This window comes from Candidatus Krumholzibacteriia bacterium (assembly GCA_029865265.1).
Taxonomy (GTDB): Bacteria; Krumholzibacteriota; Krumholzibacteriia; order WVZY01; family JAKEHA01; genus JAKEHA01.
Map to the genome: position 1 here is coordinate 42,691 of JAOUHG010000012.1, position 12,021 is coordinate 54,711.

At 66.4% G+C, this 12,021-nt stretch carries 10 protein-coding genes; 9 read left to right on the forward strand and 1 reads right to left on the reverse strand.

The genetic code is table 11. The features are described from left to right. Positions 1–9: 9 nt before the first annotated feature. Both OEX18_07710 and OEX18_07715 read left to right on the forward strand, forming a co-directional pair. Positions 10–2,814 (forward strand): hypothetical protein, encoded by a 2,805-nt coding sequence (locus tag OEX18_07710; GenBank protein MDH4337152.1) that lies wholly within the window; start codon positions 10–12, stop codon positions 2,812–2,814. A 50-nt stretch (positions 2,815–2,864) separates the two neighbouring features. Continuing rightward, complete coding sequence (locus tag OEX18_07715; GenBank protein ID MDH4337153.1) at positions 2,865–4,574, forward strand: proline--tRNA ligase; 1,710 nt, start codon at positions 2,865–2,867, stop codon at positions 4,572–4,574. A gap of 102 nt (positions 4,575–4,676) precedes the next feature. On the opposite strand, the gene rpsT is transcribed toward OEX18_07715, so the two are convergent. Next, the gene (rpsT, locus tag OEX18_07720; protein ID MDH4337154.1) at positions 4,677–4,925 is read right to left on the reverse strand and encodes a 30S ribosomal protein S20; all 249 of its coding nucleotides are present in this window, start codon (positions 4,923–4,925) and stop codon (positions 4,677–4,679) included. A gap of 64 nt (positions 4,926–4,989) precedes the next feature. Between rpsT and xerD the strand changes: the two genes are divergently transcribed. The 7 genes from xerD (at position 4,990) to cmk (ending at position 12,007) form a co-directional block, all read left to right on the forward strand. After that, positions 4,990–5,889 carry a site-specific tyrosine recombinase XerD gene (gene xerD / locus OEX18_07725; protein ID MDH4337155.1) on the forward strand — a complete coding sequence of 300 codons (900 nt, stop codon included), beginning with the start codon at positions 4,990–4,992 and terminating at the stop codon, positions 5,887–5,889. 118 nt (positions 5,890–6,007) lie between these two features. Further along, positions 6,008–7,003, forward strand: coding sequence for a tryptophan--tRNA ligase (gene trpS / locus OEX18_07730; GenBank protein MDH4337156.1), 996 nt, complete (start codon positions 6,008–6,010; stop codon positions 7,001–7,003). Then, complete coding sequence (locus tag OEX18_07735; GenBank protein ID MDH4337157.1) at positions 6,996–7,913, forward strand: segregation/condensation protein A; 918 nt, start codon at positions 6,996–6,998, stop codon at positions 7,911–7,913. The genes trpS and OEX18_07735 overlap by 8 nt, the downstream gene beginning before the upstream one ends. After that, positions 7,891–8,745, forward strand: coding sequence for an SMC-Scp complex subunit ScpB (scpB, locus tag OEX18_07740; protein ID MDH4337158.1), 855 nt, complete (start codon positions 7,891–7,893; stop codon positions 8,743–8,745). Before OEX18_07735 ends, scpB begins: the two co-directional genes overlap by 23 nt. Then, the gene (locus tag OEX18_07745; protein MDH4337159.1) at positions 8,723–9,535 is read left to right on the forward strand and encodes an rRNA pseudouridine synthase; all 813 of its coding nucleotides are present in this window, start codon (positions 8,723–8,725) and stop codon (positions 9,533–9,535) included. Before scpB ends, OEX18_07745 begins: the two co-directional genes overlap by 23 nt. Continuing rightward, on the forward strand, positions 9,525–10,634 hold the full coding sequence (gene hisC / locus OEX18_07750) for a histidinol-phosphate transaminase (protein MDH4337160.1): 1,110 nt from the start codon (positions 9,525–9,527) through the stop codon (positions 10,632–10,634). Before OEX18_07745 ends, hisC begins: the two co-directional genes overlap by 11 nt. Further along, positions 10,631–12,007, forward strand: a complete 1,377-nt coding sequence (gene cmk / locus OEX18_07755) for a (d)CMP kinase (protein ID MDH4337161.1) — start codon at positions 10,631–10,633, stop codon at positions 12,005–12,007. The genes hisC and cmk overlap by 4 nt, the downstream gene beginning before the upstream one ends. Positions 12,008–12,021: the final 14 nt, after the last annotated feature.

A 12,021-nucleotide genomic window follows, 5' to 3' on the forward strand; every position in this document is an offset into this window, starting at 1 on the left:
CAGGAATTGATGCGAAGAAAGCGGCTCGTCACCTTCTTGCTGGCGGCGGCGGTGCTGGGTTGTGCCGCGGCGGCGCGGGCGCAATACCCCTTCGGGAAGAACAAGGTCATCTATCACGGGCGCGACTGGCGCGTGCTCGAGACGACGCACGTGGACATATACCACTACGCGCCGGACTCCACCCTCATCCTGTATCTCACCCCCCTGGTGGAGCAGACCTATCGCGAGTTCAGCGAGACGTTCCAGGTGGACTTCGACCATCGCCTTCCCTTCGTCTTCTACGCCACGCACTACGATTTTCAGGAGACCAACATCCTGCCCTCACTGATTTCGGAGTACACCGGCGGCTTCACTGACCTCATGAAGGGCCGCGTGGCGGTTCCCTTCAACGGCTCATACGCCGCCCTGCGCCACGTGGTGCGCCACGAAATGGTGCACGCCTTCATGCTGGAGAAACTCAAGCAGTCCATGCACGACCGCGGCAAGTACACCTACGGGGCGCCGCCGCTGTGGCTGGTGGAGGGGATGGCGGAGCACTACGCCAACAAACCCCAGAACACCCAGGGCAACATGTTCGTGCGCGATGCGTTGTTGAACGGCCGCCTGTACGACCTCGACCAGATATGGCGCATCCAGGGCTCTTACATGATGTACAAGCAGGGTGAGGCGGTGGTCGATTACATCGCCACCAACTTCGGCGAGGAGGCGGTGGTCCAGATACTGGAAAACTGGTGGACCTCGTCGGAGTTCACGCTGGTCCTCAAGAACACGCTGAACATGGACCTGTTCGAACTGAACGACGCCTTCCTGCGCTACGCCAAACGCCGCTACTACCCGTCGGTGCTGAAGTTTGATTTCGCCGCGGCGGAGGGGGAACGGCTCACGCCGCCGCGCACGTTCCACAGCCGCTCGGCGGCGGCGGTTGAACCCGACGGCGTGACCACCATCTATTCGCTGTCGGCGCGCGACGGCAGGGTGGTGCTCAGCGCGGGGCGTGGCAGCCAGCGTGAGGGCTGGCAGGAAAAGGTGATGGCGGCCGGGGGGCGTTCGGGAGACATGGAGTCCATCCCCGCCTTTCGCAGCAAGATCGAGGCGCACGGTGACACGTTGCTGTTCGTGTCCAAGAGCAACCAGCGCGACGTCATCTATCTGTGGAGTGCCTCGCGCGGAAGGAAGATCGATGCCTTCCAGTTCGCTGGGCTGGCGCTCATCCAGTCCCCGACTCTGTCCGGAGACGGCAAGCGCATCGTGTTCAGCGCCATTGACACGCGCGGACTCATGGACCTGTTCCTCGTCCACCTCGACGACCGCCGCCTGGAGCGCCTCACCGAAGACGGTTTCAGCGAGGACGAACCGGACTATCACCCGTCCGAGGACCGCATCCTGTTTGTTTCGGACCGCGCCGCCGGTGACAACCGGGACCGCACCCACATCTACCAGATGGATCTCACCACCCGGGAGATCAGCCCGGTGGAAGGCGGGCCCTTTGCGGACACGAACCCCGAGTGGGCACCCAACGGCAGGGACTTCCTGTTCACCTCCGACCGCGAGGGCACACCCAATGTGTACCTCCACCGCGGCGATCGCGTGCTGCGTCAGACCGGTGTCGTCACCGGGGTGAGTTCGCCGTCCTTCCTGCCGGGCGGCGAGGAGTTCCTGGCCACCGTGTACGAGGCCGGGGAGTTCCAGCTCTACCGCTTCCCGCTGCGCAACGGGCGGACCGTGGTGTTCGACCCAACGCCGCCCGACACCACGCTGATCCCGTGGTCACGATACCTGGCCTCCGAGGAGGAGTTTGTAACCAAGCCGTACGAAACGAAGTTCAGCGTGGATTTCGTAGGCGCCGGGGTCGCCATCGACCCGCAGGCGGGCGATGTGGGCAACGGCGGCCAACTGGTGATGACCGACGTGCTGGGCAATCACCAGATCTCGTTTGTGTTCGGCACCACCACCCAGGACTTTGGCAATTTTTGGAAGGACTTCAACGCCGCCGCGTCCTACATCAACCTGTCGCACCGGATGAACTACTCGTTGAGCGTCTTCCACCTCAACAGCTACGGCATCGAGCCCATCCTGTCGCAGCGGGAGCGGCGGGCGGGCGGGGCACTGGGGTTGAGTTATCCGCTGAATCGGTTCGAGCGGGTGGACGGGTCGGTGGTGTTGCGCTGGATCGAACAGGGCGACGCCTTCTCGTTCCTGGGCGGCTTTCAGGAGAGCCTCACCGGGTCGTTGTTCACGAGCTACGTGCGCGACAACACGCTGTGGACCATCGGCGGGCCCCTGCTGGGCTGGCGTTACTACGTCACCGGGGGCTACACCGCGGACTTCCTGGGGCGCGGATTCGACAGTACGCTCCTGCAACTGGACGTACGCAAGTACATCAAGTTGTCATCGCGGGTCGTGTTTGCCACCCGGTACGTTACGCGCAACATGTGGGGCGGCGACAACCAGGTGTTCTACCTGGGTGGACCCTGGACCCTGCGCGGCTATGACTACCGCCAGTTCTTCGGCCGCACCACGCACCTGATCAACACGGAGGTCCGTTTCCCGCTGCTGGATGGCCTGAATATCGTGCTTCCCTTCGGCCCCATCGAATTCCCCATGTTCCGCGGGGCGCTGTTTCTCGACGCCGGCCGCGTGGACCGAAACGACTACCCGGTCTTCGATACCGACTGGCTGGGGTCGCTGGGAACGGGTGTGGAGCTGAACCTGGGATACGCACCCGTCATCCGGGTTAACTTTACATGGAAGACCGATTTCGATAAGATATACGGCGATACCGGGTTCGAGCTGTTCATTGGATACAACTACTAGTTCCGGCCGGCGTGTCCGTCGGCTGTTTCGTTTTCAAGAATCGGAGAGTCATGCGCTGGTCGAAGTCCTATCTGCCCACCTACAAGGAAGTGCCCCGCGACGCCGAGATTCCCAGCCACCGGCTGATGCTGCGAGCGGGCATGATCCGCATGCTCACCTCCGGCGTGTACTCGTTCCTGCCCGCCGGGCTTCGTGTCCTGCGCAAGATCGAGACCATCGTGCGCGAGGAGATGGATCGCACCGGCGCGCAGGAGGTGCAGATGCCCATCCTGCACCCCGGCGAGCTATACGAGGAAACCGGCCGGCTGGCCAATTTCGGCGACCTGCTCTTCAAGCTGCGCGATCGCAAGGAGCGCTTCTTCGCACTGGGTCCGACGCACGAAGAGGTGGTCACCGACATCGCGCGCGCTGAGATGAAGAGCTACCGGCAGCTGCCGCAGTGCCTGTATCAGATCCTGGTGAAGTTTCGCGACGAGTTCCGGCCCCGCTTCGGGGTGATGCGGGCGCGCGAATTCATGATGAAGGACGCGTACAGCTTTCATGCCTCCGCGGAGTCGCTGCAGGAGACCTACGACGCCATGGCAGAGGCCTACCGGCGCATCCTGCAGCGCTGCGGCCTGGAGGCGGTGATGGTGCAGGCGGAGTCGGGTGCGATCGGCGGCGACGTGAACCACGAGTTCATCGTTCTTGCGGACCAGGGCGAGAGCGTCATGTTCCGCTGTCCCTCGTGCGGATACGCGGCCAACGACGAGCGCGCGGAGAGCGCGGGCCCGGCGCAGCGCGAGCGGGAGCCGTCGGCGGGCGCGACAGAACACGCCACGCCGGGCAAGCACACGGTGGACGAGGTGAGCCTCATGTTCGGGGTGTCACCCATGCGCCTGGTCAAGACACTCCTGTTCAAGAGTGGCGAGCGCTTCGTGGCCGCGCTGATCCCCGGCGAACGCGAGCTCAACGAGGTCAAGTTCGCCCGGGCGCTGGGTGACCCGGAGGCGCGCCTGCTCAACGACGAAGAGATTCTGGAGCTCACCGGGGCACCGGTGGGATTCGCGGGCCCGGTGGGGTTGCCGGGAACGGTTGAGATCGTCGCCGATACGCTGCTGGATGCGTACGACGGGATGGTGGTGGGTGCGAACAAGGCCGACGCGCACCTGCGCGGCGTCAAGATGGGGCGCGACTTCAAACCCGCCCGTACCGCCGCCATCGCGATGGCCGCGGCGGGCGATCGTTGTGTGCAGTGCAACGATGGCGAACTCGTGCTGCAGCGCGGGGTCGAGATCGGCCACATCTTCAAGCTCGACGTGAAGTACAGCAAGGCCATGAAGGCCACCTACCTCGACCGCGACGGCACCGACAAGTTTTTCATCATGGGTTGCTATGGATTCGGCGTTTCGCGCGCGGTCGCGGCCGCCATCGAGCAGCACCACGACGAGAAGGGCATCCGCTGGCCGAAGGCGCTCGCGCCGTACCACGTCATCGTAACCCCCCTCAACCTGTCGGACGCGGGCACCGTCACGGCGATGGAGACGGTCTATGCGGACCTTGCCGCGGCCGGCTACGACGTCCTCCTAGACGACCGCGATCTGCGCCCGGGACCGAAGTTCAAGGATGCGGAACTGGTGGGGGTGCCGCTGCGGGTGACGCTGGGAGAGCGAAACCTCAAGGACGGGAACGCGGAGGTCTACTATCGCCTGGAAGACCGGAACGAGATCGTACCGCTGGGCAACGTCGTCGAGGTGGTGCGGGGCTATTACGCCGGCTGACGCCGGGGTAGTGTTCGCGCGGGCGGCGGGCAAAAAAAATCGGCGCCTCCGTGTGGAGGCGCCGAAGCGTTTTCAGGCCCGGGATGGCCGGGCCGTACCCCGCTAGGCCGAGGCGGCCGAGGGCGAGAGACGCGACTTGAGCCGCGCGGCGCGGTTCTTGGAGATGATCCCGCGCTTTACGGCCCGGTCGAGCAGCGACTGCAGCGAGGCATACTCACCCGCACGCTGCGTGATGTCCAGTTCCCGGTACTTGCGGACCGAGGTGCGCAGGTTGCCGCGTGCGGCGCGGTTGCGCTCGTTGCGCCTGACGTCCTGCTTGAGCCGTTTCTCGCACGATTTATGTTGTGGCATTCGAAAGTCCTCCTGGAGAATAACCGCGGAACCATAACAAGTTGCAGGACAGACGTCAAGTGCCATGAAGCTGACTCTCGACGGGGCGGTGGACTCCTTCCTCGACTACCTGGTGATCGAGAAGGGGCTCGCGCCCAACACCATCAGAGCCTATGCCCGCGACCTGCGGGCCTATCACGAGACCCTGGAGGGCCTCGGGATCGATGTCCCCGAGCGCCTCACCCGTGACGCGCTCGAGATCCACGCCATCCGGCTGTCCCGGCGCGGCCTGACGCCTGCTTCGCGGGCCCGGATGCTCTCCACGCTGCGGCATTTCCACCGTTTCCTGGCCCGGGAGGGGAGCGGCCCGGAGGGTGTGGGGGACCGCGTGAGCCGCCCGAAGCTTCCCCGGCGGCTGCCCGCGGTGCTGACCATCCAGCAGGTCGAGGTGCTGCTGGAGCAGCCGGACGGCACCCCGCTGGGCCTGCGCGACCGTGCCATGCTGGAAATGGCGTACGGGGCCGGGTTGCGGGTGAGCGAGCTGTGCGGGCTGGGGCTGGATTCCATTGTTGATGCCCAGCAGGTGGTGATGGTGACGGGCAAGGGAGGCAAGCAGCGTGTGGTGCCGTACGGCCGCGCGGCGGCGAAGGCCCTCACCCGCTATCTGGCCGCGGGCAGGCCGTTTCTCGCCTCCGGGCGGGTGACGCCGCACGTGTTCCTCAACGCCCGCGGGGGACCGCTGTCGCGCGTAGGGTTCTTCAAGCGTCTCAAGCAACACGCGGCCGCCGCCGGGATCGAGCGCCGGGTGAGCCCGCACGTGCTGCGGCACTCGTTTGCCACTCACCTGCTGGAGGGGGGTGCCGACCTGCGCCTCGTGCAGGAGTTGCTGGGTCACGCCGACATCTCCACCACGCAGATATACACCAACATCGACACGCGCCACATCCTCGAGGCGCACCGGGCCTTTCATCCGCGCGCGCGCTGAGCGGACTGTTCGCGCCCGACAATACCGGATACTGGCATTGACACCCGCCGAAACGGGCGAATAGAATGCCGCAAACCCCGGATTGCACCGTAACTTTGGCCATTGGTGGAGTCTCTTCGTGACCCCCGAGCAGAAGATCATCCTGAGTGGAAACCGCCCCACGGGCCGGCTGCATCTCGGCAACTACACCGGGGCGCTCGAGAACTGGGTGGCCCTGCAGGAGGAGTACCGCTGTTACTTCATGGTGGCGGACTGGCACGTGCTCACCACCGACTACGAGCACACCGGCGCCATCGCCGGCAACACGCGTGAGATGGTGCTGGACTGGATCAGCGCCGGGATCGATCCGGAACGCTCCACCGTGTTCGTCCAGTCGCATGTCAAGGAGCACGCGGAGTTGTACCTGTTGCTGGCCATGCTGATCAGCACCGCCCGCCTGGAGCGCAACCCCACGCTCAAGGAGCAGGTGCGGGATCTGGACATGGACGAGGGGGAGGGCGTTACCTACGGCCATCTGGGCTACCCGGTGTTGCAGGCGTCGGACATCCTCATGTACCGGGCCCACGTGGTGCCGGTGGGCGAGGACCAGCTGCCGCACATCGAGATCACGCGCGAGCTGGCGCGGAAGTTCAACCGCCTGTACGGCGAGGTCTTTCCGGTGCCGGACGGAAAGCTCACCAAATTTGCGCGCTTTCCCGGCCTGGATGGCCGGCGCATGAGCAAGTCGCTCGGTAATACCATCGAACTGGCGGACTCGCGCGAGGACATCCTCACCAAGATCAAGACGGCCTTTACCGATCCGGAACGAAAACGGCGCTCGGATCCCGGCCGCCCCGAGGTGTGTCTCATCTATACTTACTGGCAGAAGTTCGCGCCGCAGCGCGCCGCCGAGGTTTACGAGGGTTGCACCACGGCCAAACTCGGCTGTGTGGACTGCAAGCGAATGGTGGGTGAGGCCATCGCGGACCATCTGGCACCGCTGCGCGAGAAGCGCGCGGCGCTGGAGGCGCGCCCCGGCGCGGTGGAGGAAGTCATTCGCGATGGTGACGGGCGCGCGCGCAGCGCGGCGATTGCCACCATGGAGAAGGTCCGGGAGGGGATACACATTGGCTGAAGCGAAACCGGTGCAGTACACCACCGAGCTCGAGGGACTGCGCGCGCCCCTGGGCGTGATCCTGTATCTGATCCGCCGCGACAACCTCGACATCTACGACATTCCCATCGCCCGCATCACGCGTGAGTACCTCGACTATCTCAACATGATAGAGGGCACGCAGATCGAGCTGGCCGGCGAGTTCTTCGTGCTCGCCGCAACCCTCATGCGCATCAAGGCGCAGATGCTGCTGCGGCGCGACGACGACACCGATGAGGACCCGCGCCAGGAACTGGTGCAGAGCCTGCTCGAATACAAGAAGATGGTGGAGGCGGCGCGTACCTTCCGGGAGATCGAGGAACACCGGGCGAGCATCTTCACGCGCCCCGTGTCGGCGGAAGAGAAGGAATCCACCGTGGAGCCGGTGATCGACCTGAGCCTGTTCCAGTTGATGCGCGCGTTCCAGGACGTCATGACGCAGTTCGAAGGCGCCGACGTTCGAGAGGTGGAGCTCGAGCAGTTCACCATCGAGGAGAAGATTGCGGGGGTCGAGGAGGCGCTCGCGGCGCGTGAACCGGTTTTGTTCGCGGATCTGTTCGCGGGCAGCCGCACCCGTCTCGAGGTGATCGTGACGTTCATGGCGATGCTCGAACTGCTCAAGCACGGCCACGCGCGAGTGCAGCAGGATGCGTCCTTCGGGTCCATCTGGATCTACAAGGGGGCGAACTTCGGGCGCCCGATGGGGGAAGTGAGCGATTGGAGCGCGGAGGCCGCCGAACCGGTCGAGGTTGCGGTGGCGTCGCCGACGGAGACACCGGACGGCGTGTTTGCGCAGGAAGAAGAAAGAGCGACGGCGCCCGAGCCCGAAGGCGGCCCCGTCCCCGAGAACAACGACCTGGAGCCAGACCATGGAGAATCCGAACCTCGATAACATCGTTCTCGCGCTCCTGTTCGCGTCGGACGAGCCGCTTTCCGCCCGCAAGATCGCTGCGCTGGTGGAGGATGTGACCGTCGCCGATGTGAAGCAGGCCATCGACGCGTGGAACCAGCGGGCGGACGCGGAGGCGTGGAGTATCGCCATCGAGCAGGTCGCCGGGGGCTACCGCCTGGCGACGCGAGCCGAATACGCTCCCTACGTGAGCCGGCTGTATTCCGGACGGCGCAAGCTGCGCCTGTCGCGCGCGGGGCTCGAGACGCTCGCGATCGTGGCCTACAAGCAGCCGGTGACGCGCGCGGAGATCGAATCCATCCGCGGCGTCGGGTGCGGCAGCGTGGTGGCCAACCTGCTGGAGCGCACGTTGATCCAGATCACCGGGAAGGCCAGGGTTCTTGGCGCGCCGTTTCTCTACGGCACCACACCCGAGTTCCTCGAGTACCTGGGGCTGAACTCCATCAAGGACCTTCCCAGCCTCGAGGACCTGGAGGCGCTGCTGGCCACGGAAGCCGCCGGGGAGAGTGCGGTGGAGGGTGAGTCCATGGCCGCCGCGAGCCGGGACCTCGAAGCCGCCGATGACGACGACGATGACGCCGCCGCGGCGCTGGCGGCGCTGGCGCAGACGGTCGAAGACACACTGAGCCCGGCGGATGAGACCTACGAGGACGGTGACGCGGCGCCGGTTGCCTCGGGGGCGCGTCTCGGGGCGATGGTCGACGAACCCGTAAACCGGCCCCTCTATTCGGAACCACAACCGGCGCCGTCCCCGGAGGGGAACGCGGCCGAAGACCATGAAGCGGACGACGATGCACAAGCCCACCGCGAGTGACGCGGACTCCATCCGCCTGAACCGCTTCCTGGCACAGCTCGGTGTTGCTTCGCGGCGCGCGTGCGATTCGCTGATCGCTGCGGGGCGCGTGCGCGTGGACGGTCGCGTGGTCAGGGAACCGGGCACGCGCGTCAACCCGGGTGAGAGCAGCATCGAATTCGATGGCGCGCGCCTCGGGCGGCCGCCGAAGCGCGTGGTGCTGATCCTCAACAAGCCCAAGGGGTTCGTCAGCACGGTGACCGATCCGGAGGGACGCCCGACGGTGCTGGACCTGTGCGGCCCGCTGGGCAAGCGCCAGCGCCTGTTTCCGGTGGGGCGGTTGGACGTGAACACCACCGGCGCGCTGTTGATGACCAACGACGGCTTTCTCTGTTTTCGACTCACCCATCCGCGCTTCGGGATTGCGCGTGTCTACCAGGTGCGCGTGCGCGGGCAGCTGGATGAGGCCCGGGTGCGCCGGCTGGAGAAGATGGCGGCGTCGGAGGCGCGGGTGGCGCGGAAGACGAAGCCGGAACCTGGAAGGCGACAGGCGCCAAAGCCGCAGCCGGCGGTGGAAGTGGTGGCACGCCTGGAAAAAGAGGCGGTGATGCGCGTGACACTTCTGGAAGGACGCAACCGCCAGGTGCGGCGCATGTGCGAGGCGGTGGGACTGCGCGTGGTGGCGCTCAAGCGCCTGAGCTTCGGCTCCATCTCGGTGCGCAAGATGCCCGTCGGCGCGGTGCGTGAGCTGACCACGCGTGAGTTGTCGCGTCTCGATCAAGCCACCGGAGGTTCCGGGCGTGGACATTGAACGCTTCGTAAGACCGGGCATCAAGGAAATCCAGCGCTACGAGCCCGGCCAGGAACAGGCCGGGGCGGTCAAGCTTTCCTCCAACGAGAATCCGCGTCCGCCGCACCCGAACATCGTCGCTGCTGTAACCGCGGCGCTGGCGGAGGCGAACCGTTACCCGGCCTCGGGCAGCCCGCAACTGACCAGCGCCATCGCCACCCGCCACGGCGTGACACCGGATGAGGTGATGGTGGGGAACGGCTCCAACGAGATCATCGATCTGCTGGTGCGCGCATTCGTGGCCCCCGACGAGAATGTCGTGTTTCCCGTTCCCAGCTTCATTGTGTACGCGCTGATCGCGAAGATCTGCGGCGTGCGCGGGGTGGGGATACCCTGCAGCGACTACCGCCTGGACCTGCCGGCGATGCAACGGGCCATCGACGCGAAGACGCGCATGGTGTTCGTGTGCAACCCCAACAATCCGACTTCCACCTACGTGAACGCGTCCGAGGTGGACGCGTTTCTTGCCGCGGTTCCCGACGACGTTTTTGTGGTCATGGACGAGGCGTATATCGATTACGTGGATGCGCCCGACTTTCCGGAGTCGCTGAAGCTGCGGCGTTCGCGAGAGGGGCTGATCGTGCTGCGCACCTTCTCCAAGTTCTTCGCGGTCGCCGGCATCCGGGTGGGCTACGCCATCGCAGATCCGCGCGTGATCACGACACTGCACAAGGTCCGCCAGCCCTTCAACGTGAGCCGGCTCGCCCAGGCCGCCGGCATGGCCGCTCTGGGGTGCGCGGCCGAACTCGAACCGTTCGCGCGCGAAACCGTCGCCGAGCGCGCGCGCGTGCGCGATGCGTTGCTCGCCCTGGGACTCGCCTGTCCGCCGTCGCAGACGAACTTCGTGTTTGCGGATCTCGCCGAGAGCGATCTCGACCTGTTCGGCGAGCTGGCCCGGCGCGGCATCGTGGTGCGCCGGCTGGGGCAGTTCGGCGCCGCGCGCGCCATGTATCGCATCAGCCTCGGAACCCCCGCGGAGAACGATCGCCTCATCGAGGCGATCCGCGACGTCTTTCACCACCATCCCGCCGCCGGACGCGGGCGGCCCGGCCGGAATTGAAACCAACCCCCCAGGCGCAGGACGCACTGGCCTCCTTCAGCATCGCGATCGACGGTCCCTCGGGTTCGGGTAAGACGACGACGGCCAAGCTCGTCGCGCGCGCGCTCGGCTTTCGGCATATCGATACCGGAGCGATGTACCGCGCGGTCACCCTGCTGGCGGCCGAGCGCGGCGTGGATACCGGCGACGGTGCGGGCCTCGGGGCGCTGGCCGCGGGGCTGGAACTTTCGTTTGGCGAGGCGGAGGACGGAACGCAGCGGGTGTTCGCAGGCGGCCGCGACGTCACCACCGCCATCCGCGCACCGGAAGTTACCGCCGCGGTGTCGGCGGTGAGCGCGCATCGCGCGGTTCGCATGGCGCTGGTGCGGCGGCAGCGGGAACTGGCGGCGGCGGGTGGCGTCATCCTCGAGGGGCGCGACATCGGCAGCGTGGTGCTGCCGTGGGCGGACGTGAAGGTGTACCTGGACGCGTCGGTGATGGTGCGCGCGGAGCGCCGCCGCGCAGAACTCGCTGCGACGGGCACTGCACTGTCCATCGACGAGGTGGCGCGCGACCTCGAACGCCGCGACACGCTGGACGCTTCGCGGGGCGAGAGCCCGCTCATACGGCCCGTGGGTGCCTGGGTGGTGGACACCTCGCACATGACCATCCCGGAACAGGTGGCGCGCGTCGTGGAACTGGCCCGGGAGGAAGCACAGCGCCGCGCCGAGGCGCTGGCGGGAGACGGCCGCGCACAGCGCAAGTGCTTCAAGTGGCGGGCGATCACCGGCGCGGTGGGAACCATGTACGAGGTGGTTTTCGGCATGCGCGTCGTGCGCCTGTACCGCGGCGAGCCCGCGCAGAACTACCTCTTCGCCTCCAACCACCTGGCCTACGCGGACCCGCCCGCGGTGAGTTCGCGGTTGTTCCGCGAGGTGCATTTTGTCGCCAAGGCGGGGCTCTTCCGCATTCCCATCCTAGGTCCGATCATCCGCTGGGTGAACGCATTCCCGATCCGGCGCGGCGTGTTCGACCGCGAGGCGATGGCCGAGGCGCTGCGCCTGCTCCTTGCGGGGCGCAATGTGCTGATCTTCCCGGAGGGTGCGCGCGTGAGCGGCGAAGAGCTGGGCCCGCCGCGCAGCGGGGTGGGCTACCTGGCGGTCCAGTCCGGGGTGCCGGTGGTTCCGGTCTACATCGAGGGGAGCAACCGTCTGCGCGAGTGCCTGCTCCGCCGCCGCCGCTTCCGGGTGCTCCACGGCCGCCCCATCCGTATCCCCCCGGGGCTGCTGGCGGAAGTGCAGGCCCAGGGCGACCGCACCGCATACCGGCGCCACAGCGACATGGTCATGGCCGCCATCCAGGCCCTCAAGGAGTCCCGCCCGGCCCGGGGTTGAAGGCCCGAAGTCCT

Excerpts from the sequence above, each read along its gene's own strand:
- OEX18_07710 (MDH4337152.1), top strand. The coding sequence starts at position 10 with ATGCGAAGAAAGCGGCTCGTCACCTTCTTGCTGGCGGCGGCGGTGCTG.
- OEX18_07715 (MDH4337153.1), top strand. The coding sequence starts at position 2,865 with ATGCGCTGGTCGAAGTCCTATCTGCCCACCTACAAGGAAGTGCCCCGC.
- rpsT (MDH4337154.1), bottom strand. The coding sequence starts at position 4,925 with ATGCCACAACATAAATCGTGCGAGAAACGGCTCAAGCAGGACGTCAGG.
- xerD (MDH4337155.1), top strand. The coding sequence starts at position 4,990 with ATGAAGCTGACTCTCGACGGGGCGGTGGACTCCTTCCTCGACTACCTG.
- scpB (MDH4337158.1), top strand. The coding sequence starts at position 7,891 with ATGGAGAATCCGAACCTCGATAACATCGTTCTCGCGCTCCTGTTCGCG.
- OEX18_07745 (MDH4337159.1), top strand. The coding sequence starts at position 8,723 with ATGCACAAGCCCACCGCGAGTGACGCGGACTCCATCCGCCTGAACCGC.